The sequence below is a fragment of the Microbacterium caowuchunii genome (assembly GCF_008727755.1).
Lineage (GTDB): Bacteria > Actinomycetota > Actinomycetes > Actinomycetales > Microbacteriaceae > Microbacterium > Microbacterium caowuchunii.
This window is the reverse complement of sequence record NZ_CP044231.1, coordinates 211,636-234,715: the sequence shown is the minus strand read 5'-3', so window position 1 is coordinate 234,715 and position 23,080 is coordinate 211,636. Positions and strand designations below refer to the sequence as shown.

The window sequence follows — 23,080 nt, the reverse complement described above, 5'->3', positions numbered from 1 at the left end:
CTATCACTAGCATCAGAATCTCCAATAGCCCGTGCACCGATGGAGGAGCCGGCGTGCCCGACGATCCGCTGTTGTCCCGTCTCGATCTGAATCTGCTCATCTCGCTCGACGCGCTGCTCACCGAACGCAACGTGACGCGTGCGGCCGAGCGGCTGCACATGAGCCAACCGTCGCTCAGCGCCGCACTCGCGCGTCTGCGCGTGCACTTCGACGACCCCCTGCTCGCGCGCAGGGGGAACACCTACGAACTGACTCCACTGGCCACCCGGCTCTTGGAGCACACCGCCATCGCGCTGAGCACGGTGCGGCGTGTGTTCGAGAGTCAGTCGCGCTGGGATGCCAGCGAGTCCACCCGTGAGTTCACCGTCCATGGATCGGACTACGCCCTCGCGATGATCGGCCCGGCGGTATCCCGGATGACGAGCGAGCAGGCGCCCGGAGTTCGGTTGCGCTTCGTCCCGACCACCAGCCGCGCCATCGAGGACGTCACGGCGCGCCTGTCCTCGGTGGACGGACTCCTGCTGCCGCACGGCGTCGTCACCGACCGGCCGAGCATGGACCTCTGGCGCGACGACTGGGTGGTCCTCGCCGCCGAGGACAACGCGGTGGTCGGGGAGGCGCCGACCCTGGCGACCCTGTCGGCCATGCCGTGGGTCTTCACCTACCAGACACGGGTGTCGTTCACCGCGGTGGGCCGGCAGCTCGAACAGCTCGGGCTGCATCCGCGTCTCGAAGCGATCGTGGAGAGCTTCACGCTCCTGCACCTGTTCGTCGCGAACACCGATCGCCTGGCGCTCGTCCAGCGCCGCCTCGCCCCGCTGCTCACCGGCCTGGGCGGCGTGCGCGTGTGCGAATTGCCGTTCGAGGCCACCCCGCTGATCGAAGCGCTCTGGTGGCACCCCGCCCACGACAACGACCCGGAGCACGAGTGGATGCGCAGCATCTTCCGGGCCGCGGCGGAGCAGATGGGATGACGCCCACGTGCGGGCGGCCGGTCAGCCGGCCCGCACCGCCGAGACGAGCCCGTCCGCGTTCGTGCCGAGGATGAGCTCCGCGGTGTCCGCATCCAGATCCGCTCCGCGCACGAACGCGACCGGATCGTCGAGCCCCATGTCGAAGGGGTAGTCGCTGCCCAGCACGACGCGGTCCGCCCCGGCGACCTCGATCAGCTGGCGGAGAGCACGGGCGTCGTGCACCACGGTGTCGAACCAGATGCGCCGCAGGTACTCGGACGGAGCGTGACGGCAGCCCTGGGCGTCGGGACGCACCCGCCACGCGTGGTCGGAGCGACCGATGGCCGTGGGCAGGTACCCGCCGCCGTGCGCGGCCACGATGCGCAGATCGGGATGGCGGTCCAGGACCCCGGCGAAGATGAGATGCGACAGCGCCACGGCGTTCTCGACCGGCTGCCCCACCGTGTTCGCCAGGTAGAACCGGTCCAGCCGTTCATCGAGGGAACAGCCGAACGGGTGCAGGAATACCACGGCCCGCAATTCGGCCGCGCGCGCCCAGAAGGGCTCCAGCCGCGGATCGGACAGTTCCACGTCGCCGGCGAAGGAGGGGATCTCCACCCCGGCCAGACCGCGATGGACGACCGCGTCGTCCAGATGCGCCACGAGGAGCTCCGGATGCTGCAGCGGGACGAGCCCGAGTCCGATGAGCCGGTCCGGCGCGTGGGCCACGTGCTCCGCGACGAGCCGGTTCGCCTCCGCGGCGGCCCACGCGGCGAGCTCCGCCGGAGCCCACGGATAGAAGTGGTTCGGGGACGCGCTGACCCACTGCCGGTCCACACCCTGCGCGTCCATGGCCGCCAGCCGGGCGGACACGTCCGTCAGCGCGGGGATGCGGGACCCCACCATCGGGCCGGAGACCGCCTGGCTGGCGGCACCGTTGCGGCGCAGATCGAGCTCCGCCGCCTCCCGGACGAGGTCCGGCTCGCGCCGGGTCACCTCGGCATGCAGCGAGGGCAGCAGGACATGTGCGTGGACATCGGTGATCATGGGCGTTCGCCCTTCCTTCTCAGATGGGGGCCGGTCGCGCTCAGCGGGCGCCGGTCAGGAACGGGTTTCGGCGACGCAGCGCACGACCTGTTCGCCCAGCATCGTGATCCGGCCCGTCATGACGTCGCCGTCCTTGAGGAACCGGCCCCAGTGCTGACCGTTGCCGGCCGGGCTGCCGGTCAGGATGAGATCCCCCGGGAACAGGCGCGTCGTCTGCGAGGCATCCGAGATGATCGCGGCGACGTCGTAGATGAGCTCCGCCGTCGTCGCGTCCTGCATCACCTCGCCGTTCAGCTCGAGCACGACGCGGGCGTCACCCGGATCGAGGAACCGGGCGGGCACGAGGAACGGGCCGGTCGGCAGGAAGCCGGGGGCGTTCTTGGAACGGAACCAATCCGCCCCGATCTCGCCGGCTCCTCCCGGGAACACGCGGTCCCGCGTCGTGATGTCGTTGACGATCGTGTAGCCGGCCACATGCGCGAGCGCGTCCTCGGGGCTCACCCGGAACGCCTCCCGCCCGACCACCACCGCGAGCTCCAGCTCCCAGTCGTGCTCGTCGCTGTAGTCCGGGAGCACGAGCGGCTCGTCGTCGCCGACCACGACACCGGGCAGCCCCAGGAAGATGATGGCTCGTCCACTCGCGGCACGCGCGTCCATCGCCGCCTCGGCGCGGGCGCGCAGTTCGTCCCGCGGGACGTCCCGGTCCGCCTTGGCGATGCCCGCCATGATCAGCTGGATGACATGGGTGCGGTAGTTGGCGCCCGCCTGCAGCACGTGACGGGGTTCGACGGGTGCGGTGAGGGTCACCTCGGCCAGGGGCCGCCACGGCCCGTCCGCATCCACGAGACGCTCGAGCCGGTCCCAGTCGCCGGCCGCGAGGAAGCCGTTGAGATCGGCGGCGCCGAGATCCTCCTCGTCGAGCGGCCGGATGCGGTTGCCCGCGACCAGTCCGAGGCGCACCTCTTCCCCGTCGCGGTATCGGGCCAGCGCGAAGGGGGCCTCCGGTCCGTTGGCGGTCATCGTGCTCCCTCTCCTGATGCGCAGGAGGAGGATCCTCCTGTGCTGATGTCGGGCGTCATCCGCCCGTCACCTGCTGGGTCAGACCGTGCTGCTGGATCTCCTCGAGCACGCGGGTCCGCAGCTCGATGAAGGTCGGCGTCGCACGGCTGGTCAGCTGGTTGCGCTCCCGGCCCAACGGCACCTCGACGTCGTCGACGATGCGCGACGGGCGCCCGCCGAGGACGACCACGCGGTCGCCGAGGTAGACCGCCTCGTCGATGTCGTGGGTGACCACGACGATCGTGATGCCGAGGTCGTTCCGCAGCCGGAGGACCAGGTCCTCGAGTTCGAACCGGGTCTGGGCATCCAGCGACCCGAACGGCTCGTCCATGAGCATGATCGGCGCCTCGTACGCGAGAGCCCTCGCGATGGCGACGCGCTGCTGCATCCCACCGGAGAGCTGCCAGGGGTACTTGTCCGCGCTGTCCGCGAGCCCGACAACCTCGAGCGCGTCCTGCGCACGGCGGAGCCGCTCCGCCTTCGGCACCTTGCGGCCCTCGAGCGGGAAGGCGACGTTCTGCGCCACCTTCATCCACGGCAGGAGCGACCCGCGGTAGTCCTGGAACACGACGGCGACCTGCTCGACCGGTTCGGTGATGACCTTGCCCCCCAGCGAGACGGTTCCGCTCGTGGGCGTGGCCAGTCCCCCGAGCAGCCGCAGCAGCGTCGTCTTGCCGACGCCGGACGGACCGACCAGACAGGTGACGTCGCCCGTACGGATGTCGAGATGCAGGTCCTCGATCACCGCGACCCGATCGGCGCCGACGCCGAACGACTTGCTGACGTGAGAGGCGCTGAGCGCCACCTCCGTCGTCGATTCAAGAGTCACTTGCCGTCTCCTTTCACTGCTTTCGTGCGCGTGACGTCAGCGTCTTCGCGCGTCCAGGCGAGCACCCGGTGTTCGATGAGGACGTAGACCGCGGTGAACGCCCATCCGATGACGCCGACCAGGAGCGTGCCGCCCCAGGCCGCGGCGAGCTGGAACCGCTGCCCGCTCTGGAGGATGAAGTAGCCGACGCCTTCGGTCGACCCGTACATCTCGCTCACGACCAGCATGACCAGACCGATGGTCACCGCCAGCCGGATGCCGATGGCGATCTGGGGCGACGCCCCCGGCAGCACCACCCGGCGGATCCGCAGGCCGAGCGGGATGCGATAGCCGCGTGCCGTCTCGAACACGCTCGGAGCGATCGCCCGCACGCCCTCGATGCAGTTGAGCAGGATGGGCCAGACGCAGGCGAGGAAGATCAGGAAGATCTTCGGGCCGCGGCCCACGCCGAGCACGAGGATGACGATCGGCACGAACACGACGATCGGCAGCGTCCGGAAGAAGTCGAGGTAGGGCGAGAGCACCTGCCCGACTCGGGGGAGCAGGCCGATGGCGAGCCCGAAGCCGAGGCCCACCACGATGGCGAGTGCGAGCGCGAGGAAGTAGTTGCCGAAGCTGAAGACGAGGTCGCCCCACAGCTTGCCGGAGGCCGCCCAGTCCACCACCGTCTGGAGGATCGTGGACAGGGAGGGCCAGAAGACCGACGTGGAGTTCGCCGACGCGACGAACCAGAGCACGACCAGGGCGATGGGGAGCCATGCCTGCAGGAGGATGGTGGCGACGGGGCCATAGGTTTTGAGCTTCATCTCAGTTCTCCCCTCCCATGGCGGGACGCCATCTCAGGAGGACGGACTGCAGCTTCTCCAGCCCGATGTTCACCGCGAATCCGAGGAAGCCGGCCGTGACGATGTACGCGAAGGACAGCGCCGAGTTCGCCCCCATCTGAGCATCCGTGATCTGGTTCCCGATACCGGGCGAGCCGCTGAGGACCTCGGTGGCGATCGCCACGAGGATCCCGACGGATGCGCCCAGCCGGAGCCCGGTGAGGATGGACGGGGTCGCGCTGGGCAGCATGACCTTGCGCACCAGCAGCGCGCGCGGGGTGCGGAACGCGCGTGCGGTCTCGATGACCGACGACGGCACGCGACGCACCCCCTGCTGCGTCTGCAGGAGGATCGGGAAGACCACCGCGACGAACACCAGCGTGGATTTGAGCTCGAGCCCGCGGCCGAGGATCAGCACGAGCACCGCGATCAGGGCGACGGCCGGGAAGGCCCGCCCGAAGTCGACCAGGAACCGGGTCGACAGTTCAGCCGCGGTGGAGGCGCCGGTGATGACACCGATCGCGATGCCGACCACGGCGGCGGCGAGGAGCCCGATCAGGGCCCCCCACACCGTCAGTCCGACGGCCTGCCAGTACTCGACAGTCACGACCTGCTGGGCCAGGGTCACAACCACGGATGAGGGGGCGGGAACGAGACCTGCCGGGACGACCCCCGACGCGGCGATCGCAGCCCACAGCGCGATCCCCGCGACGAAGACACCGACTCGCCAGAGCATGATGCCGGGCGTCGCGCCTTTGCGATGTGACGCCGCCGCGCTCGTACGGATGGTTTGAGTCCACGTCATCTTGATCTACTCCCGCCCCCCGACCTACCCGGCCTCAGCGAGCCCCTTCCCAGACGATGTCCTCCACGGTGAGGTCGTCGCGCACCTCGCCGGTCTGCTTCATGCCCTTGAGCAGCACGTCCCAGCCCTTCGGGTTGAAGGCGACATCCAGCGGTTCGAGGATCATCACGTTGTCGATGAACGGCGCGGGCAGCTCCGTGTTCTCGTGGTAGACCTTGCGCACCGCGTCGGGGTTCTCGTTCCCGTACTCCGTGCCGAGCTCCAGGGCCGCGCGGAAGCGCGTGAGGGCTTCCGGGTTCTTCTCGGCGAACTCGACGGTGGAGACCCAGAGGGACTGCGGGGCGTAGGGCAGGAACTCGCGCACGCCGGTCCCGACGCGGGTGAAGCCGGCGTCGAGGGCGGACAGCATGAAGATGCTGAAGGTGAAGACCGCATCGACCTGCCCGTTCTGCGCGGCCGCGACGAGCGCGTCCATCGGGACCGGGACGATCTCGACCGAGTCGAGCGGCACGCCGTTCTCCTCGAGTGCGGTCACGACCGTGAGGTAGGGCAGGCCGCCGAGCTCGGGCACGCCGACCTTCTTGCCTTCAAGGTCCTTCCAGGAGGTGATGGTGCTTCCCGGCGGGACGATGAGCCCGTCGGAGACCTCGCCCTCGTAGTCGGGCTTGGCCGACTTCGTGCCGGCCACGACGACGATCGGCATGTTCTCGTTGATCGCCCGGATGGCGGTCACCGCGTCGGTCGCTGCGATGTCGAACTCGCCCGCGATGAGCGCCGAGTTCGTCGCCGCGCCGCCGCCGCCACCGGTGACCTGGAGGTCGACGTCCAGACCCTCCTGTTCGAAGAAGCCCTGTTCCTGGGCGATGATCGCGCTCTCGAGGTTCACGGCGCCGCGGGCGACGACCACCGAGATGAGTTCCTCCGGAGCGTTCGCGTCGGGTGCCGCGGAGTCGTTCGTGGCCGGAGCCGAGGACGAACATCCGGACAGGGCGACGGAGACCATGAGGGCTGCTGTTGTGACGAGCGCGGCTCCACGCAATGTGCGTAGGGGTCGACGACGTTCCATTTCATCTCCTTTGATGCAGTCGGAACTCACCGGACGGGTAGAGAACCGGTGAACTTACTCCTACTATCCGCACCGGGCGAGCCATCAGGGAAGATGTGTTTCCCGATTCGGATCATCAGAGCTGCCTATACCCCGAGGGGGATTCTTGTGCATCGGACCCGTCATTCCACGGCGAAGACGGTCAGCTCCACGGCATCGGGACGACGGATGCCGCGCCCCACGAACAGGGTCCGATTCACCCAATCCCACCCGCCCGCCGGCGCCCGCAGGGCGGGCACGGAGCGGAAGTAGATGCGGTCCGGGTCCACCGGCTGACCGGCCATGAGCTTGGCGATGTCCTCGGGGTCCCCCGCCCGGATCCCGCGGTTGACGATCTCGATACGGGTGCCGTCGGACGTCTCGATGGCGTACCGGGCCTCCAGCTCCGTGACGCCGTCCGGCCGCAGCACCTGGAAGTCGGCGCCACCGGGCAACACGACGCCCTCCAGCTCGCCGGCCGCGGCGCCGGAGACGATCGGGACGATGCGGCGCCTGCCGTCCGGCCCCTCGCCCAGTTCCATGGGCTCCGCGACCTGCACGCGGATGGTGGAGACGAGCCGGAGGGCGGGAGCTACGGGCGGATGATCGGCGGTGGTCATCCTCGCATCGTAGGAGAGGCGACGCACGGCGACGTACTCCTTCAGTTCGTCGGGACCCCGGCGTAGCGTCTCGGCATGGTCTCCCCCACCGCGTCACCCGCATCCTCCTCCCCCGGCATCGTGCCGGGGTATGTCCTCGCCCGCCTGGCAGAGTCCGGCCGGTTCCCGCAGGCGGCGACAGCCGCGCGGCGGACCTTGCAGACCGGACGCCCGCCGCTCCGGGCACGCATCGACCTGTCCATCGATGACACCGGTTCCCTCGTCGCCACGCTCAGCGACGCCCCCGACCGCACGGTCAGCGACGCGCAGAACACGCAGGACCTGCCCGGCGTGGTCGTCCGCACGGAGGACGATCCTCCCGTCGCCGACGTCGCCGTGAACGAGGCGTTCGACGGACTCGGGGCGACCTTCGAGCTGCTGCTGGCCGCCTTCCAGCGTCGCTCCGTGGACGATGCGGGAGCCGCCCTGCAGGCGACCGTGCACTACGGCGTCGACTACGACAACGCGTTCTGGGACGGCGAACGGATGGTGTTCGGCGACGGTGACGGCGAGGTCTTCCGCGGGTTCACCGGTTCACTGTCCGTCATCGGGCACGAGCTCGGCCACGGCGTCGTCCAGTACACCGCCGGCCTCGAGTACCGCGGGCAGTCCGGCGCCCTGAACGAGTCCATCGCGGACGTGCTGGGGGCGCTGACGGAGCAGTTCACCGCCGGCGAGACGGCGGAGTCCGCATCCTGGCTCATCGGGGCGGGGATCTTCACCGAGGCGGTGCAGGGCGTGGCCCTGCGGTCGATGATCGCACCGGGGACCGCATACGACGACGACGAGCTCGGCCGGGATCCGCAGCCCGCGCACATGCGGGACTTCGTGGTGACGACCGAGGACGACGGCGGCGTGCACATCAACTCGGGCATCCCTAACCGGGCGTTCGCGCTCGCCGCGCGGGAGCTCGGCGGCTTCGCCTGGGAGCGGGCCGGAGTGGTCTGGTACCGCGCCCTGACCGGTCCGTTGTCGAGCACCGCATCCTTCGTCGAATTCGCCGACGCGACGGTGTCCGCGGCCGAGCAGGAGTACGGTGTCGACTCAGAGGTGGCCTCCGCGGTGCGCGCGGCGTGGACCACCGTGGGAGTGTACGAGGATGAGCGAGACCGCCCCGCCGGATGACGACACCCTCCTCGTCAGGGTCGTCCGCACCGGCGGGATCGCCGGCATCCGGCGGCAGTGGCAGGTGCGTCCCGCGGGACGCGATGCGGACAGGTGGATGGCGCTCATCGACCGCTGCCCGTGGCCGGCTGCCCCGGACAGGACACCGGCACCGGACCGCTTCGTGTGGGACATCCGCGTGCGGACGCCGGAGGGGCAGCGGCGGTGCAGCCTCGGCGAACGACAGCTCACCGGCCCCTGGCGTGAGCTGGTCGACGCCGTGCGCCAAGCGGCGGGACGCCCGTCGCCGGACACCGGGTGATCTCGGGGATATCCCAGGTCGTCAGCCTAAAATGTGAGGGCTTCGTCGCAGGTGACGCCGTCCGCGCGTGCGGCTCCGGCGTCGCCCGAGATCGGGTACGCGCCACGTGCCGCCCCTTCCGCCATCCGGCTCCCGCAGGAGCCACGGTGTCGACGGACGTCGTACGAATCGAGGTTCCTCTTGCTCTTCTCCGTCGGTCAGACCATCGCCCACCCCTTCCACGGCCTCGCCACCGTCCGTTCCCTGCGGACGCGCACGGTGCGGGGCGAGGCTCGCGACTACCTGGACCTGGAAGTCGCCCGCGACGGTCTGCGGATCAGCATCCCGCTGGATTCCGCGGATCAGGTCGGCGTGCGGGCGCTCTACACCAAGGCCACGATCGGTGAGCTCCTCGAGGTGCTGCGCGGACCGAGCGAGAAGTACGACAAGACCTGGGCGCATCGCATCAAGCAGTACCGTCAGCGTCTCGTGACCGGAGAGGGATCCGCGAAGGCGGCGCTGGTCCGCGAGATCGTGCGGACGAAGGGCGTCTCCCCCCTCCCGGGCGCCGAGCGTGAGCTGCTCGACGAGGCGCGGAACGCACTCGGCGAGGAGTTCGCCGCCGTTCTCGGCGTGACTTTCGAGGATGCCCTCCGGATGATCAACGAGGCGGCACTGGCGGGCGCGGAGACGGTCCCCCCCGCACGCACGGCCTGATCCGCTTCATCGGCGCGGCACGCGCTCGGTCGGGTACCGTTCCCGGATGCGTTCGCGGAAGAACCGTCCGTGACTGTCGGCGGCGAGGAGCCCCCGATGCACCGACGGCGGCACGGCGAAGTACCGGTACACCTCACCGCTGGTGAACTCGATCTCCAGGACCCCGTTCGCCGCGTCGTAGCCGACCGAGGCGAGTGCTGAGGACTCGACGGGCCGGCGCTTCATGACCGCTCCCGGATGCGCGCGGCGAGCGCCAGCGCGTCGTGCGGAGCGTGCCCGCGCGCATCGTTGTCGAAGTACACGTACACGTCGCGGGGACGCCCGTCCGGAGTGTCGCTTCCATCGGCCCAGGCGAGGATACGGTCCGCCCAGGCGTCGAGCTCGGCTCCGGTGTAGCCGCTGGCGTAGAGATCCTCGGCGCCGTGCAGCCGCACGTAGGCGAAGTCCGCCGTGACCTGCCCGAACGCCGGCCACCGGCCCGCGGTGTCCGCGACCGTGAGCGCCACGGAGTGCCGGCGCAGCATCTCCACCACGGCGGGGTCCTCGAAGCTCGGCGATCGCGGTTCCAGCGCATGGCGGATCGGACGGTCCGCGTCGATCGAGAGCCACGCGCGCCCGTCGAGCCGTTCATCGTGCCGGCGGGCGGACTCCAGTGCCGCTCCCGTCGAACGCGGGAGCCCCTGCAGGAACTCCTCCAGCCCCACCGGGTCGAACGACAACCGCTCGGGCAGCTGCCACAGGATCGGCCCGAGTTGCGCGCCGAGGGCCAGCACACCCGAGGCGAGGAAGTTGGACATCGCCGTCTCGACATTGCGCAGCCGCAGCATGTGGGTGATGTACCGGGAGCCCTTCACCGCGAACACGAAGTCCTCCGGCACGGCCTCCCGCCACCGGCGGTAGCTCTCCGGTCGCTGCAGCGAATAGAACGACCCGTTCACCTCGAGCGTCGACATCCGCTCGCCGACGTACTCCAGCTCCCGGCGCTGGGCGAGGCCCCGCGGATAGAAATCACCGCGCCAGGACGGGTACCGCCATCCGGATATCCCGACCCGGATGCGTCCCGCCTCCCCGTCGGATCGCCCAGCCGCCATGCATCCGGGATACCAGCCGCCGAGGCAGGGCGGAGGGGACTTGCGCCCGGTTATGATCTCCGGGAGGGTCCCACCGGCCCTGCGGACGAGGGAGCAGTACCCGCAGCTGACAAGACTGACTCGGAAGGTCTCGTCATGGCATGGATCGTGCTGATCGTCTCGGGGATGCTGGAGGCCGTCTGGGCCTCGGCGCTCTCCGCCTCCCGGGGATTCCGCCGGGTCGTCCCGACGATCGTGTTCGGGGTCTCGCTGCTGGCCAGCATGGCCGGGCTCGCCTTCGCGATGAACGAGCTGCCCACCGGCACCGCCTACGCGGTGTGGGTGGGGATCGGCGCGACGCTCACCGTGGTGTGGGCGATCGTGACCCGCGCCGAACGGGCCTCGCTCGGCCGCATCCTGCTTCTGCTCCTGTTGGTCGCCTGCGTCATCGGCCTCAAGGTGGTGAGCTGAGATGCCGTGGATCGTGCTGCTGGTGAGCGCCGTGTTCGAGGCGGTGTGGGCCACCGCGCTGGGCTCCTCCGAGGGTCTCAGCCTCCCCGTGCCGACGGTGGTGTTCGTCGTCGCGCTCGTGGCGAGCATGGCCGGACTCGGCTGGGCGGCGAAGAGCATCCCGATCGGTACCGCGTATTCGGTCTGGGTCGGTGTCGGCGCGGCTCTGACGGTGGGCTTCGCACTGGCGACCGGGGCGGAGGAGTTCTCCGTCTGGAAGGTCGTGTTCATCGCCGGGATCATCGGCGCGGTCGTGGGCCTGAAGCTGCTGCCGGCGCCTCCGGCGGACGCCGCGAAACCTGAACCGCTGTCGGGGGACTGAGGAGGCTTCTACTCCGAGGGGGGTCTTCATCTCCCCTGAGGACACGGGGAACGCTGGCGAGGGAGCGCCGGCGCTACTCCGCCGCGACGCCGCCGGAGAGTCGGCGGTGGAACGCGGTGGTCGCCTCGTTCATCCCCTCCAGGACCACGGTCTTCCCGTGCTGGCCGTACTTCGTGACGATGGCATCCAGCGCCGCCACGGTCGACGCGTCCCAGATGTGCGAACCGGACATGTCGATGACCACGTGCGCCGGGTCCGCGGTGTACTCGAACTGGGTCGTGAGGTCGTTGCTGGAGGCGAAGAAGAGTTCGCCGTCCACCCGGTAGTGCGCGGTCGGCACGGGCGCGTCGGCATCCACCGTGCGCGTGACCGTCGCGAAGTGCGCGACCCGGCGGGCGAACAGCACCATCGCCAGGAGCACTCCCGCGCCGACGCCGATCGCGAGGTTGTGGGTCCACACGGTGATCGCGACGGTGACGACCATGACCGCGGTCTCGCTCTTCGGCATCCGGCGCAGGGTGGAGATGCGGATGCTGTGCCAGTCGAACGTCGAGATGGAGACGAGGATCATGACGGCCACGAGGGCCGCCATGGGGATGATCGCGACGATGTCGCCGAGCACCACGACGAGGATCAGGAGGAACACACCGGCCAGGAAGGTGGAGATGCGCGTGCGCGCGCCCGAGGCCTTCACGTTGATCATCGTCTGGCCGATCATCGCGCAGCCGCCCATGCCCCCGAACATCCCGGAGGCGATGTTCGCGACGCCCTGACCCCACGCCTCGCGGGTCTTGCGCGAGTGCGTGTCCGTGATCTCGTCGACGAGCTTCGCCGTCATCAGCGACTCCAGGAGACCGACCACGGCGACCGCGAGCGCGTAGGGCGCGATGATCCGCAGCGTCTCGAAGGTGAGCGGCACGTGCGGGATGAACAGCTCCGGAAGGCTCCGCGGCAGCTCCCCCTGGTCGCCGACCGTCGGCACCGAGATCGCGAACACGACGACGGCGCCGGTCAGCAGCACGATGGCCACGAGAGGGGCGGGCACGACCCGGGTCAGCTTCGGGAGCAGGAACAGGATGACGAGGCCCACCGCGACGAGCGGATACACCGCCCAGGGCACGTCGATGAGTTGCGGGACCTGCGACACGAAGATCAGGATGGCCAGCGCGTTCACGAAGCCGACCATGACGCTGCGCGGGATGAAGCGCATGAGCTTCGCGACGCCGAGCAGCGCCAGGAGGATCTGGATGACGCCGGCCAACAGCACCGTGGCGATGAAGTAGTCCATCCCGTACTCGCGGGCCACCGGCGCGATGACGAGGGCCACCGCCCCGGTCGCCGCGGTGATCATCGCCGGACGGCCTCCGACGAAGGCGATGACCACGGCCATGACGAACGACGAGAACAGCCCCACCCGGGGGTCGACCCCTGCGATGATCGAGAACGCGATGGCCTCGGGGATGAGGGCGATCGCCACCACGAGCCCGGCGAGCACCTCACGGGTGAGCAGCCGGGGGCTGCGGAGCGCCTGCAGGACGGTCGGTTCGATCCGGTAGCGGGACGGGACGGCGGGTGCGGCGGGCACGGGGACTCCAGCGGATCAGGGGGGTGCCGGCGCGGCATCCGGGAACTCCCGGCGGGAGCGGATCCGGGCGGCGCGGCCTCAGAAACCCTACCCCTCCCCTTGTCGCCCGCCGGGCGGCAGGTGTCCGGACGGTTAGGATCGCAGCGTTGCAGTGGCGGCCGCGCGGGGAGCAGAGGAGCCGCCCGCACGAAGGGGGAACATGAACCGGGCACGACATGCGCAACGGATGCCGGGGCGCGCACGCAGACTCGTCATCGGCGGACTCGTCGGGGCGGTGGTGCTGGCCGTGGCCGTGGTGGTGACCCTCGCGGTGATGCGCTCGGTGAGCGCGAGCGCACCCGCCGTTGCGGCCCCCGACTCTCCGACCGCCACCCCCACCCCGACACCCACCCCCGCTCCGCTGACCGCGGCGGAGGCGCTGCTCGCCACGACCGACGATCCCGCGGCGTGCGCCGTGAGCTTCGCCGGTGACGGCATCGCCGACGGCCCGCAGCTGCAGTCCCAGGGAACGCTCTACGCCGGCCTTCCGATCCCTGCCCGTGACGGCGCCGCATTCGCCGGCTGGTACGCGACCCCCGAGGACGCCGCGGCCCTCGCGGTCGGGGCGCGCGTCAACGGCGCGGATGTCGTGACCTGCACGGATCGCGAGGTCACCCTGCACGGCGCGTGGAAGTCCGCCGATGAGGTGGCGGCGGAGGACGTCGGCGTCCCCATCCTGATGTACCACCAGTTCACGACCCGGCCCGAGGGGGAGGACAACTGGCTGAAGGCGAACTTCGCCTACATCGGCGACTTCGAGGCGCAGATGGCCTACCTCGCCGAGAACGAGTTCTACCTGCCCACCTGGGACGAGCTGAGCGCCTTCATCGACGGCCGCCTCTACATTCCGAAGCTGTCCGCGATCGTCACCGATGACGACGCGGACTCCACCTGGCTGGAGCTGGCGGCGCCGATCGTGGAGGCGTACCGCATCCCCACCACGTCGTTCGTGATCACCTCCGCCCGCACCGAGCCGACGCCCAACATGTACGTGCTGCAGCGTTCGCACACCCACGACATGCACAGCGCCGGCGACAACGGGAAGGGCCGGATGGTGAACTGGAGCGTCGACCAGATCGCCGCGGACATGGCGACCTCGGCGGAGATCCTCGGCGCGACCGAGGTGATGGCCTATCCGTTCGGCCACTACAACGACACGGCCAAGGAGGCGCTGCGCCGGTCCGGCTTCGAGCTGGCGCGCACCGTCGAGCCGGGGTACGTGCGCATCGGCACCGACAAGCTGGCGCTTCCCACCATCCGGATCAACTACGGCATGGGTCTCGACGCCTTCCGCAACCTCGTCGGCTGACCCCCGAGCCGCCCACCCCGCACACCCCACCGCGACACGCCCGGGCGGCCCCACCCCTCCCCCGCGAGACTGCACGCACAGCACGAGACGGACGTCGTCACGCGCAGTCTCGTGCGTACCGTGCAGTCTCGCGGGAAAGAGAGGGGTCAGAGCTCGCCGGGGGAGATGGCCTGACGGTCCAGCTCTTCCACGAGCTTCCGCGCCGGGGAGGCCGGCGCGGACGTGCGGCGCGGGGCGTAGACCACGAGGGAGTGGAACAGGAAGCGCAGGATGAACGCCGCCACGAGGGTGATCCCGGTCGCGATGACCACCGAGATGTGCCAATTCGAGATGATCAGCGCGGTGATCGGGATCCGCACCACGAGTTCGGCGTTGTTGAAGGCGAAGGACTTCACGAACCGGGTGGCGAGGCCGGATGCATCCGCCTTCACGTCCTGGAAGACGAACCGCTCCTGCAGCGCGAAGTTCGCGATGATCGTCGTCTCGGCCGCGATGATCATGGCGACCACGTCCGCCACGCCCAGCTGCGACAGCGCCCAGACGATGGCGAGGTTCGCCACCGCCCCGAGCCCTCCGATGATCGCGAACAGCGACATCTTGCCGAATCGGAGCGCGGTCAGCTGGGACAGGAAGTGGATGCCCTGACGGAACGAGGCCTTCGATGCGCCGGCGTGACGGTCCGCGAACGAGAACGGGATCTCGCCCACCCGCATCGGCCGCCGGGCCAGGATCTCCAGCAGGATCTTGAACCCCTGGGGGCGCAGCTGGGAGAGGTCGACGGACCGCCGGTCGATGAGGAAGAACCCGGTCATCGGATCGGACACGTCGCGCAACCGCTTGGGGAACATCGCCTTGGTCACGTGGGTGGACGCCCGCGAGACGAGGATGCGGGTGCGGTCGGCGAGACCGCCGGCCGCGCCCTCTCCGCCGTACCGGGATGCCACCACGACGTCGACGTCGCCCTGCAGATAGCGCGACACGAGGGCGGGGATGTCCTCCGGCGGATGCTGCAGATCGCCGTCCATGACCACGCACACGTCCGAGACTGCGGCAGCGAGGCCCACGGCCACCGCTCCGCCGAGGCCGCCGGTGGGAACGTCGCGGTGGATGACGCGGACCGGGACAGGGGCTGTGCGCGCCACCCGCTCGATGACCTGCGGGGTGTCATCCGTGCTGTCGTCCACGAGCAGGATCTCCGCGACGAGGCGGTCCGTGCCGGCGACGATCCGACGGACCAATTCGGCGACGTTGGGCGCCTCGTTGTAGGTCGGGACCACCACCGTGACCTGCATGCACTTCCGCCTTCGCGACCGAGACCGATCACCCGATCGGACGACCGACATCATCCTGACACGGACTCCGCCTCGACATCCGGGGGTTGTGCGTCCGCACAGCAATCGCCCGGCCTATCCATGGCGCCGACCGCCGGAACTCCTTCTACTGTGGAGGGATGACTGAGAACAACGCGGGTATCACGATGTTCGGTGCCGAGTGGTGCCGCGACTGCCGTCGCACGAAGGCGCAGCTCGACGGACTGGGTCTGGAGTACACCTACGTGGACCTCGAAGCGGACCCGGCCGCCGCGGAGGTGGCCCGGGAGATCTCCGGCCGCACCAACATCCCCGTGGTCGTCTACCCCGACGGCACGCACCACGTGGAGCCTTCCAACGACGACGTCGCTGCGAAGCTCCGCTCGCTCTCCCTCATCTGAGCCCACCCCGCGCCTCACCGGCCGTCCCCGGTGACGGGACGAGGGCGCCGCGCCCCTACACTCGGACGGGCACCCTCGGCCTGCCTATGAACACGTCCTCTCCTCCCGCCCCGCGCACGCGTCGCGACATCCAGGGTCTGCGTGCCCTCGCCGTCGTCGGCGTCGTGCTCTGTCACGCGATGGGGTGGCCGACCGGCGGTTTCGTCGGGGTCGACGTGTTCTTCGTGGTGTCCGGGTTCCTCATCACCGGGCTGCTGCTGACGGAGGTCGCGGACACCGGACGGATCTCGCTGCCCGCGTTCTTCGCCCGGCGGGTGCGACGCATCCTGCCCGCGTCCGTCCTGGTCCTCCTCGTCGTCTCGACCGCGGCCTTCTTCGTCTTCAACCGCGTCCGCGCGGAGGACACCCTCGGCGATGCCCTCGCCGCGCTGCTGCTCGTCGCGAACTGGCGCTTCGCCGTCGAGGGGACGGACTACTTCCACGCGACGGATGCGGTCTCCCCGCTGCAGCACTTCTGGTCGCTGTCCGTCGAGGAGCAGTTCTACCTCGTCTGGCCGGGGCTGCTCCTGCTCGCCCTCCTCCTCCTCTCCGCGACCGCCCGGCGGGGCACCGCCGGCCGGGTCCTGACCGGCCTCGTCGCCGGCGCGATCGGCACCGCCTCCTTCGCGTGGGCCCTCGCGCAGACCGCCGGCGAGCCGACCGTCGCCTACTTCTCGACCGCGACGCGGGTGTGGGAACTCGCCGTCGGCGCCGTGCTGGCCGCCGCGGCTCCGCTCTGCGCCCGGATCCCCGCGCTCGTGCGCGCATTCCTGGGCTGGGCGGGACTGGCGGGGGTCGTGTGGTCCTTCCTCACGATCCTCCCCTCGAGTCCGATGCCGGCGCCGGCAGCACTCGCCCCGGGCGTGGCGACGGCCATGATCCTCGTCGGGGGCATCGGGGCGGACCCCCGGATGCGGCACCTGTTCCCGCTGTCCAACCCGCTCAGCACGGCGATCGGCGACATGTCCTACTCGCTGTACCTCTGGCACTTCCCGGTGATCGTCTTCGCCGGGGTGCTGCTCCCGGCCGATGCCCCCGGCCTTCCGATCGTGCTCGGCACGATCGCCGTCCTGTCCGTCGCCGCCTATCTGCTGGTGGAGCAGCCTCTGCACCGTTCCCCCTGGCTGCGCCGGATGCCGCGCGGCATCGGCGCCGATGCCGCGCCCGCCGACCGGCCGCAGCCGGAGACCTCCCCGTCGCGCGCTCGCGCATCCGCCGTGGTGACGACGCGCGTCGCGCCGCCCCTCGACCCGACCGCGCGGCCCGCAGGATGGACGCCGGGCCTGCGCTACTACCCCGGCTCGACGCGCCCGCAGTATCCGCCGGCGGAGCCCGCGAAGCCTGAACCGCCCGTGGAGCCCGCCGCCCTCATGGGTACCGCCGGTCCGGCCGAGACGGACGGGGCGGGAGCCGGTCCGGCCGCGGCATTCAGCGCAGCAGCGGACGCTCCGCGGACGGTCGCCGCCGCGCGTGCGCCGACCCGGGAGGAGCGTCGCACGCTGCGCCGCGAGGCGTGGGCGGCGTGGCGGGAGCGGTTCGGTGCCCAGATGGCGCTCACTGCGACGGGCCTGGCGGTGGTCGTCGGCGTCGCGGTGCTGGTCGTCCAGACCACCGTCGGCGGCCCGGTGCTCGGCCCGCTCCTCCCCGGCGGCGGGCAGGCCGAGGCCGCCGACCCTGCCCCGGGTATCCAGGATGAGCTCGCCCAGGCGGTGGCGGCGACGAGCTGGCCGACGCTCTCGCCGAGCCTGGACGAGGTCATCGCCCGGTCGTCCGCCGACAACCCGGCCCGCGACTGCTTCTCCCCCGCGGTGAGCCCCGATCCGGCCGCCTGCACCTGGGGCGACCCCGCCGCGCCGCGGCACATGTATCTCGTCGGAGACTCCACCGCCATGGCCTACGCACCCGCGTTCAAGAAGATCGCGGAGGACAGCGGCGGGCAATGGCGCATCACGACCGTCGGACTGTACGGATGCCGCTTCACCGACGTCCTCGTGCAGAACGACGGTGCGGGGGTGATGGCCGCCTGCCCCCAGCGGAAGCTCGACGTGCGGGCGATGATCGCCGCCCAGCCGGCGGACCTCGTGGTCGTCTCGAACGCGTTCACGCTCGGCCGCACCCCGTCGGGGACGGACCTGTCGGCGAGCGCGCTCGTCGCCGCCACGCAGGCCGAGGTCGCGACGTACGGGACGCCCGGGCGGGTGGTGCATCTCGCGCCGCCGCCTGCGGGCGCCGACCTGGGGCGCTGCTACTCCCCACTGTCCGATCCCGCGAGCTGCCTGAGCCCGGTCGATGCCACCTGGCACGAGATGGCCGCCGAGACGGAAGCGGCCGCGGCCGCATCCGGAGACATGGCCGTGAGCTCCCTGCCGTTCATGTGCTGGCAGGACCTGTGCCCCGCCTTCGCCGGCGGGATCCCCACCCGCTACGACCAGACGCATCTCACCACGGCGTACGCGGAGCACATCGCGCCGGCGCTGCGCTGGACGCTCGCCTCCCTGGGTGCGCTCTAGACGACCGCGCCACGCGGCTCAGTAGGCTGGGAGCCACCGCCCGAAGGAGACCCCGTGCCGACAACCGCACCGTCCGACGACACCACCCCGGACGCCGCGACCGGCGACCGGTTCGCGCGTGAGGTCGCCGACCTGCGGGCAGGGGCGCGCACCTGGACGGCACTGACGCTCGGTCAGCGTGCGGGGCTGCTCCGCGCCGTCCGCCGCACGGTCGGCGCGGCGGCCGAGGACTGGGCGACCACGGCCGCGGCGACCAAGGGCCTCTCCCCGACCCATCCGCTGCGCGGCGAGGAGTGGCTTTCCGGTCCGTACGCGACCCTCGGCGCGCTGGACGGGTACATCGCGACCCTCGAACGCCTCGCGCGCGGCGGGAGCCCGCTGGACGGGGTCCCGGTCGGCACCGCCCCCGGCGGGAGGGTCCGCGCGCGGGTGTTCCCCGCCCAGCCCATCGACTCGGTGCTGCTGTCGGGGTTCAGCGGCGAGATCTGGCTGCGACCGGACGTCAGCGTCGCGGATGCGGCACGCACCGCCGGTCTCGCCCAGCTCTCGCCGAGCGCGCCCGCCGAACTCGGACTGGTCCTGGGCGCGGGGAACATCACCTCGATCCCCGTCCTGGACGTGCTGTACGAACTCCTCGCGGAGAACCGCGTGGTGCTCCTGAAGGTGAACCCGACGCAGGACCTGCTGGTGCCGATCTTCGAACGGGCCCTGGCCCCGCTGATCGAGCCGGGCCTGCTGCGCATCGTCCGCGGCGACGGCGAGGTGGGCGCGGCACTCACCCAGCTTCCGGCCTTCTCGCACATCCACATCACCGGATCGGCAGCGACCTTCGACGCGATCGTGTGGGGAACGGATGAGGATGCCGCGGCCCGGCGCGCCGCGGACGACCCCCGGCTGACCATCCCGATCACGGCGGAACTGGGCGGCGTCGCCCCCATCATCGTGGTCCCCGGTGCCTGGACGGCCGCGGACCTGCGCTACCAGGCCGAGCACATCGCGACCATGCGCCTGCAGAACAGCGGCCACAACTGCATCGCCGGGCAGGTCGTGATCGTGAGCAGCGACTGGCCGCAGCGCGAGGAGTTCCTGCGCGCCCTCCATGCCGCCTACGCCGAAGCGCCGGAACGACCGGTCTGGTACCCGCATGCGACCGAGCGGATGGCGGCGGCCGCCGCGGCCCACCCCACCGCCCAGCATCTCGCCGACGGGACCCGCCTGCTCGTGCAGGTCGCGGATCCGGATGACGCGCACGACCTCGAGACGACGGAGTACTTCGCGCCGGTGCTCGGCGTGATCGCGCTCCCGGGCACCGGGCAGGAGTTCCTGGACGCGGCGGTCGCGCATGCGAACGACCGGCTGGTCGGCACCCTGGGCGCGAACGTGCTCATCGATCCGGACACCGAAGCCGAGCTCGGCGCCGGCTTCGAACGGGCCATCGCCGATCTGCGCTACGGCGGGATCGCGATCAACGCCTGGACGGGCGTGGTGTTCGCGACCACCGTGCTGTCCTGGGGCGCATTCCCCGGCGGGACCCTGGAGGACGTCGGGAGCGGGATCGGCGTGGTCCACAACACGCTCCTGCTGGACGGGATCGAGAGATCGGTGCTGCGCGGTCCGTTCCGGCCCTTCCCGCGGTCCCTCACCGGGGGCGGGTTCAGCATCCTGCCCACGCCTCCGTGGTTCGTGAGCTCGCGCACCGCAGCCGCCGTGAGCGAGGGCCTCACCCGCTACCAGATCGGCAAGAGCCCCGCCGTGCTGGCCGCCACCCTCATCAAGGCGCTCGGCGCCTGAGCACGAGGCGGGGGCGGCGGGCTCCCGCGTCCGTCGTCAGCCCGCCAGGCGGTCGGTCGCCGCGCGGAGTGCGGCTGCGATCCCCGGCTCGGAGGCGGAGTGGGAGGCATCCGGGACCACCACGAACTCCGCTTCGGGCCACGCCCGGTGCAGATCCCACGCGGTCATGATCGGCGTGCACACGTCGTACCTGCCCTGCACGATGACGGCCGGGATGTGCCGGATGCGGTCGACGTCCTCGATCAGCTGCCCCTCGCGGAACCATCCCCCGTGCACGAAATAGTGGTTCTCGATCCGCGCGAACGCCGTCGCCGCGTCGGCGTCCGTCATGCTCGCCACGAGATCCGGGTCGGGGCGCAGGGTCAGCGTCGACGCCTCCCAGCGCGTCCACGCGAGCGCCGCGGGACGATGCACGGCGGGATCGGGGTCGAAGAGCCGGCGGTGGTAGGCGTCGATCATGCGGTTGCGTTCCAGGACGGGGATCTCCGCCACGAAGTCCTCCCACAGATCGGGGAAGATCGCGGAGGCACCGCCCTCGTAGAACCACTCCAGCTCGTGGCGGCGCAGGGTGAAGATGCCCCGGAGGACCAGCTCGGACACGCAATCGGGATGCGCCTGCGCATACGCGAGGGCGAGGGCGCTGCCCCACGACCCGCCGAAGACCTGCCAGGTGGTGATCCCGAGGTTGCGACGGAGGAGGTCCATGTCCGCCACGAGGTGCCAGGTCGTGTTGTAGCTGAGGTCGGCGGTGGGCTCGCTGGCACGCGGCGTGGACAGTCCGCAGCCGCGCTGGTCGAAGAGGACGATCCGGTACCTCTCCGGATCGAAGAAGCGCCGCTGCCAGGGAGAGGTCCCGCCGCCGGGGCCGCCGTGCACGAAGACGACCGGCTTGCCGTCCGGGTTCCCGGACTGCTCCCAGTACACGCGCTGACCGTCGCCGACGAGCAGCTCCCCGGTCTCGTAGGGCTCGATCGGCGGGTACAGAACGTCGTCGAGGTGGCGCGTGGTCATGCCCTTAAGGTACCGGTCCGCGCCCCGCAGGCCCGGGACCCCTGCGGCCGAGCCTGGCCGCCACATATGCTCACCGCATGGCAGAGCTCGCCGTCGTCGTCCTCGGGGTGGTGATCGTCGCGGTCGTGACCGCTCTGAGCCGCCGCGTGAACATCGCCGGGCCCCTCGTGCTCGTCGCCATCGGGCTGCTGCTGGCCGTGCTGCCCTTCGTGCCCGACATCCAGCCCGTCGACCCGGAGTGGATCCTGGTCGGCGTCCTCCCCCCGCTGCTGTATTCGGCGGCCGTGCGGCTGCCCGCGATCGAGTTCCGCCGCGACTTCCGCCCGGTCGCGGGCCTCTCGGTACTGCTGGTGGTCGCCAGCGCGGTCCTGCTCGGGTTCTTCTTCGCCTGGGTGATCCCCGGCCTCAGCCTCCCCGTCGGCATCGCCCTCGGCGCCATCCTCTCCCCCACGGATGCGGTCGCCACCTCGATCGTCAAACGGATGGGCATCGCACCCCGTGTCGTCACGATGCTGGAGGGCGAGAGCCTGCTCAACGACGCCACCGCCCTCGTACTCCTGCGCACCGCCATCGTCGCGATCGCCGGAGGCTTCTCCTTCGGCACCACCGTGCTCACGTTCTTCTGGGGAGTGCTGGTCGCCCTCATCATCGGGGCGCTCATCGGGTACCTCAGCCTGCGTCTGCGCGTGTGGGTGGCCGACTCCGCCGCGAACACCGCCCTGAGCTTCGCCATCCCGTTCGCCGCCTACCTGCCCACCGAGCAGCTCGGCGGATCCGGGCTGGTCGCGGCGGTCGCGGCGGGCATCGTGACGGGGCAGGGCGGCGCCCGGTGGCTGCCGCCGGAGCAGCGCCTCTCCGACGCGGCGAACTGGCGCACGATCGAGCTGGTCCTGGAGGGCGGGGTCTTCCTCGTCATGGGCCTCGAACTCTCCGAGGTGATGACCCGCAACATCCTCGACCACGGCGGTCTCTGGCCCGGCACCTGGCTCGCGCTGAGCGCCCTGCTGATCATCCTGCTCACCCGTGCGGTGTACGTCACGTTGCTCGTGTGGCGTCAGGGCCACCGCGCCCGGCGGTTCGAGCGGATCGACCTCGATCGCTTCGGGATGCACCTGGACGACGTGGCATCCGGGGGCCCCGCTGCGGACGGGCCCGGCGGCCGGGACCGTCGGCGCCGACGCGCGCGCTCCCTCCGCCGTCGCCTGCCCCGACTGGTGGCCGATCTCGACTACTACCGCTCCTCGCCGCTCGGATGGAAGCACGGCACGGTCATCGTCTGGGCCGGGATGCGGGGCGTCGTGACCCTCGCGGCCGCGCAGACGCTGCCGGCGGACACCGAGCGGCGGCCGCTGCTCATCTTCGTCGCGTTCCTGGTCGCGATCATCAGCCTCCTGCTGCAGGGCTTCACACTGCCGCTGCTCGTGCGGGTGCTGCGCATCCCCGAAACGGCCGCCGGCCCGACGCCGGAGGAGCAGCACCGTCTCGACCTGGAGCTGCGGGAGGCTGCCGGTGCGGCGCTCGGCGGGGACCTCCGTCGGCGGGACGGCTCGCCGTTCAGCGAGCGCATCGTCGACGCCGTCGGGTCCCGCCTCGTCGAACCGCCCGACGACGACACGAGCAGGGCTGCGGCGGAGGCGCTCGAGTTGCGCCTCGTCCTCATCCAGGCCATGCGCCGGCATCTCGTCGAGGTCGGGGCGAGCGGCCGCTTCAGTACCGCGGCGCTCCGGCACGCGCTGGCGGAACTCGACGCGGACGAGCTCAGCCTCGAACTGCGCCTGGACGGGGAGGGCGACGACTGACA

General features: G+C 70.8%; 23 protein-coding genes and 1 riboswitch. Of the genes, 11 read left to right on the top strand and 12 right to left on the bottom strand.

Annotated elements, in window-relative coordinates; all coding sequences use genetic code 11:
* Positions 1 to 53 precede the first annotated feature (53 nt).
* Positions 54 to 974 carry a LysR family transcriptional regulator gene (locus tag F6J84_RS01055; protein WP_150970675.1) on the top strand — a complete coding sequence of 307 codons (921 nt, stop codon included), beginning with the start codon at positions 54 to 56 and terminating at the stop codon, positions 972 to 974.
* A 21-nt stretch (positions 975 to 995) separates the two neighbouring features.
* Here the strand turns inward: F6J84_RS01055 and F6J84_RS01050 are convergent, their stop codons facing one another.
* From F6J84_RS01050 to F6J84_RS01020, 7 genes are all read right to left on the bottom strand, one after another.
* The gene (locus F6J84_RS01050) at positions 996 to 2,000 is read right to left on the bottom strand and encodes an amidohydrolase family protein (RefSeq protein WP_150970673.1); all 1,005 of its coding nucleotides are present in this window, start codon (positions 1,998 to 2,000) and stop codon (positions 996 to 998) included.
* 54 nt (positions 2,001 to 2,054) lie between these two features.
* Positions 2,055 to 3,020, bottom strand: a complete 966-nt coding sequence (locus tag F6J84_RS01045; protein ID WP_150970671.1) for a fumarylacetoacetate hydrolase family protein — start codon at positions 3,018 to 3,020, stop codon at positions 2,055 to 2,057.
* A 55-nt stretch (positions 3,021 to 3,075) separates the two neighbouring features.
* The gene (locus F6J84_RS01040) at positions 3,076 to 3,888 is read right to left on the bottom strand and encodes an ABC transporter ATP-binding protein (protein ID WP_150970669.1); all 813 of its coding nucleotides are present in this window, start codon (positions 3,886 to 3,888) and stop codon (positions 3,076 to 3,078) included.
* Positions 3,885 to 4,694 (bottom strand): ABC transporter permease, encoded by an 810-nt coding sequence (locus F6J84_RS01035; protein WP_150970668.1) that lies wholly within the window; start codon positions 4,692 to 4,694, stop codon positions 3,885 to 3,887. Before F6J84_RS01035 ends, F6J84_RS01040 begins: the two co-directional genes overlap by 4 nt.
* A gap of 1 nt (position 4,695) precedes the next feature.
* On the bottom strand, positions 4,696 to 5,448 hold the full coding sequence (locus F6J84_RS01030; RefSeq protein WP_191905711.1) for an ABC transporter permease: 753 nt from the start codon (positions 5,446 to 5,448) through the stop codon (positions 4,696 to 4,698).
* A 103-nt stretch (positions 5,449 to 5,551) separates the two neighbouring features.
* Entirely contained in the window at positions 5,552 to 6,520 is a 969-nt protein-coding gene (locus tag F6J84_RS01025) for an ABC transporter substrate-binding protein (protein WP_191905710.1), read from the bottom strand.
* Positions 6,521 to 6,744: 224 nt separating this feature from the next.
* On the bottom strand, positions 6,745 to 7,221 hold the full coding sequence (locus F6J84_RS01020; protein WP_150970662.1) for a DUF3237 domain-containing protein: 477 nt from the start codon (positions 7,219 to 7,221) through the stop codon (positions 6,745 to 6,747).
* Between the two features lie 75 nt (positions 7,222 to 7,296).
* On the opposite strand from F6J84_RS01020, the gene F6J84_RS01015 reads away from it, so the two are divergent.
* From F6J84_RS01015 to F6J84_RS01005, 3 genes are all read left to right on the top strand, one after another.
* Entirely contained in the window at positions 7,297 to 8,385 is a 1,089-nt protein-coding gene (locus F6J84_RS01015; RefSeq protein WP_150970661.1) for a M4 family metallopeptidase, read from the top strand.
* Positions 8,360 to 8,686 carry a protealysin inhibitor emfourin gene (locus tag F6J84_RS01010; RefSeq protein WP_150970660.1) on the top strand — a complete coding sequence of 109 codons (327 nt, stop codon included), beginning with the start codon at positions 8,360 to 8,362 and terminating at the stop codon, positions 8,684 to 8,686. The genes F6J84_RS01015 and F6J84_RS01010 overlap by 26 nt, the downstream gene beginning before the upstream one ends.
* A gap of 180 nt (positions 8,687 to 8,866) precedes the next feature.
* Positions 8,867 to 9,382 (top strand): CarD family transcriptional regulator, encoded by a 516-nt coding sequence (locus F6J84_RS01005; RefSeq protein ID WP_191905709.1) that lies wholly within the window; start codon positions 8,867 to 8,869, stop codon positions 9,380 to 9,382.
* Between the two features lie 6 nt (positions 9,383 to 9,388).
* Here the strand turns inward: F6J84_RS01005 and F6J84_RS01000 are convergent, their stop codons facing one another.
* Positions 9,389 to 9,607: a KTSC domain-containing protein gene (locus tag F6J84_RS01000; protein ID WP_150970657.1), complete on the bottom strand. Its 219-nt coding sequence runs from the start codon at positions 9,605 to 9,607 to the stop codon at positions 9,389 to 9,391.
* Positions 9,604 to 10,473 carry a DUF72 domain-containing protein gene (locus F6J84_RS00995; protein ID WP_150970655.1) on the bottom strand — a complete coding sequence of 290 codons (870 nt, stop codon included), beginning with the start codon at positions 10,471 to 10,473 and terminating at the stop codon, positions 9,604 to 9,606. Before F6J84_RS00995 ends, F6J84_RS01000 begins: the two co-directional genes overlap by 4 nt.
* Positions 10,474 to 10,533: 60 nt before the next feature.
* Positions 10,534 to 10,598: riboswitch (guanidine-III (ykkC-III) riboswitch) on the top strand.
* Between the two features lie 10 nt (positions 10,599 to 10,608).
* On the opposite strand from F6J84_RS00995, the gene F6J84_RS00990 reads away from it, so the two are divergent.
* Together F6J84_RS00990 and F6J84_RS00985 are read left to right on the top strand one after the other, a co-directional pair.
* Positions 10,609 to 10,923 (top strand): DMT family transporter, encoded by a 315-nt coding sequence (locus F6J84_RS00990; protein WP_150895149.1) that lies wholly within the window; start codon positions 10,609 to 10,611, stop codon positions 10,921 to 10,923.
* Position 10,924: 1 nt separating this feature from the next.
* Positions 10,925 to 11,284 carry a DMT family transporter gene (locus tag F6J84_RS00985; RefSeq protein WP_150970653.1) on the top strand — a complete coding sequence of 120 codons (360 nt, stop codon included), beginning with the start codon at positions 10,925 to 10,927 and terminating at the stop codon, positions 11,282 to 11,284.
* A gap of 73 nt (positions 11,285 to 11,357) precedes the next feature.
* On the opposite strand, the gene F6J84_RS00980 is transcribed toward F6J84_RS00985, so the two are convergent.
* Positions 11,358 to 12,869: a SulP family inorganic anion transporter gene (locus F6J84_RS00980; protein WP_150970651.1), complete on the bottom strand. Its 1,512-nt coding sequence runs from the start codon at positions 12,867 to 12,869 to the stop codon at positions 11,358 to 11,360.
* A 199-nt stretch (positions 12,870 to 13,068) separates the two neighbouring features.
* Here F6J84_RS00980 and F6J84_RS00975 point away from each other — a divergent pair, with 199 nt between their 5' ends.
* Positions 13,069 to 14,217, top strand: coding sequence for a polysaccharide deacetylase family protein (locus F6J84_RS00975; protein WP_238702551.1), 1,149 nt, complete (start codon positions 13,069 to 13,071; stop codon positions 14,215 to 14,217).
* 146 nt (positions 14,218 to 14,363) lie between these two features.
* On the opposite strand, the gene F6J84_RS00970 is transcribed toward F6J84_RS00975, so the two are convergent.
* The gene (locus tag F6J84_RS00970) at positions 14,364 to 15,509 is read right to left on the bottom strand and encodes a glycosyltransferase (RefSeq protein ID WP_150970648.1); all 1,146 of its coding nucleotides are present in this window, start codon (positions 15,507 to 15,509) and stop codon (positions 14,364 to 14,366) included.
* Between the two features lie 158 nt (positions 15,510 to 15,667).
* Here F6J84_RS00970 and F6J84_RS00965 point away from each other — a divergent pair, with 158 nt between their 5' ends.
* From F6J84_RS00965 to F6J84_RS00955, 3 genes are all read left to right on the top strand, one after another.
* Complete coding sequence (locus tag F6J84_RS00965) at positions 15,668 to 15,928, top strand: glutaredoxin family protein (RefSeq protein WP_150970646.1); 261 nt, start codon at positions 15,668 to 15,670, stop codon at positions 15,926 to 15,928.
* An 86-nt stretch (positions 15,929 to 16,014) separates the two neighbouring features.
* On the top strand, positions 16,015 to 18,477 hold the full coding sequence (locus tag F6J84_RS00960; protein WP_150970644.1) for an acyltransferase family protein: 2,463 nt from the start codon (positions 16,015 to 16,017) through the stop codon (positions 18,475 to 18,477).
* Between the two features lie 54 nt (positions 18,478 to 18,531).
* Positions 18,532 to 20,268 carry an aldehyde dehydrogenase family protein gene (locus F6J84_RS00955; RefSeq protein ID WP_150970642.1) on the top strand — a complete coding sequence of 579 codons (1,737 nt, stop codon included), beginning with the start codon at positions 18,532 to 18,534 and terminating at the stop codon, positions 20,266 to 20,268.
* 36 nt (positions 20,269 to 20,304) lie between these two features.
* Here F6J84_RS00955 and pip read toward each other — a convergent pair whose 3' ends face one another.
* Positions 20,305 to 21,279 carry a prolyl aminopeptidase gene (pip, locus tag F6J84_RS00950; protein ID WP_150970640.1) on the bottom strand — a complete coding sequence of 325 codons (975 nt, stop codon included), beginning with the start codon at positions 21,277 to 21,279 and terminating at the stop codon, positions 20,305 to 20,307.
* A 77-nt stretch (positions 21,280 to 21,356) separates the two neighbouring features.
* Between pip and F6J84_RS00945 the strand changes: the two genes are divergently transcribed.
* The gene (locus F6J84_RS00945; protein WP_150970638.1) at positions 21,357 to 23,078 is read left to right on the top strand and encodes a cation:proton antiporter; all 1,722 of its coding nucleotides are present in this window, start codon (positions 21,357 to 21,359) and stop codon (positions 23,076 to 23,078) included.
* The last annotated feature ends 2 nt before the right edge of the window (positions 23,079 to 23,080 follow it).

Coding starts and splice junctions, on each gene's coding strand:
- F6J84_RS01050 (WP_150970673.1), bottom strand. CDS start 2,000: ATGATCACCGATGTCCACGCACATGTCCTGCTGCCCTCGCTGCATGCC.
- F6J84_RS01045 (WP_150970671.1), bottom strand. CDS start 3,020: ATGACCGCCAACGGACCGGAGGCCCCCTTCGCGCTGGCCCGATACCGC.
- F6J84_RS01035 (WP_150970668.1), bottom strand. CDS start 4,694: ATGAAGCTCAAAACCTATGGCCCCGTCGCCACCATCCTCCTGCAGGCA.
- F6J84_RS01030 (WP_191905711.1), bottom strand. CDS start 5,448: ATGCTCTGGCGAGTCGGTGTCTTCGTCGCGGGGATCGCGCTGTGGGCT.
- F6J84_RS01025 (WP_191905710.1), bottom strand. CDS start 6,520: ATGGTCTCCGTCGCCCTGTCCGGATGTTCGTCCTCGGCTCCGGCCACG.
- F6J84_RS01020 (WP_150970662.1), bottom strand. CDS start 7,221: ATGACCACCGCCGATCATCCGCCCGTAGCTCCCGCCCTCCGGCTCGTC.
- F6J84_RS01015 (WP_150970661.1), top strand. CDS start 7,297: ATGGTCTCCCCCACCGCGTCACCCGCATCCTCCTCCCCCGGCATCGTG.
- F6J84_RS01010 (WP_150970660.1), top strand. CDS start 8,360: ATGAGCGAGACCGCCCCGCCGGATGACGACACCCTCCTCGTCAGGGTC.
- F6J84_RS01000 (WP_150970657.1), bottom strand. CDS start 9,607: ATGAAGCGCCGGCCCGTCGAGTCCTCAGCACTCGCCTCGGTCGGCTAC.
- F6J84_RS00995 (WP_150970655.1), bottom strand. CDS start 10,473: ATGGCGGCTGGGCGATCCGACGGGGAGGCGGGACGCATCCGGGTCGGG.
- F6J84_RS00990 (WP_150895149.1), top strand. CDS start 10,609: ATGGCATGGATCGTGCTGATCGTCTCGGGGATGCTGGAGGCCGTCTGG.
- F6J84_RS00985 (WP_150970653.1), top strand. CDS start 10,925: ATGCCGTGGATCGTGCTGCTGGTGAGCGCCGTGTTCGAGGCGGTGTGG.
- F6J84_RS00975 (WP_238702551.1), top strand. CDS start 13,069: ATGAACCGGGCACGACATGCGCAACGGATGCCGGGGCGCGCACGCAGA.
- F6J84_RS00970 (WP_150970648.1), bottom strand. CDS start 15,509: ATGCAGGTCACGGTGGTGGTCCCGACCTACAACGAGGCGCCCAACGTC.
- F6J84_RS00965 (WP_150970646.1), top strand. CDS start 15,668: ATGACTGAGAACAACGCGGGTATCACGATGTTCGGTGCCGAGTGGTGC.
- F6J84_RS00960 (WP_150970644.1), top strand. CDS start 16,015: ATGAACACGTCCTCTCCTCCCGCCCCGCGCACGCGTCGCGACATCCAG.
- pip (WP_150970640.1), bottom strand. CDS start 21,279: ATGACCACGCGCCACCTCGACGACGTTCTGTACCCGCCGATCGAGCCC.
- F6J84_RS00945 (WP_150970638.1), top strand. CDS start 21,357: ATGGCAGAGCTCGCCGTCGTCGTCCTCGGGGTGGTGATCGTCGCGGTC.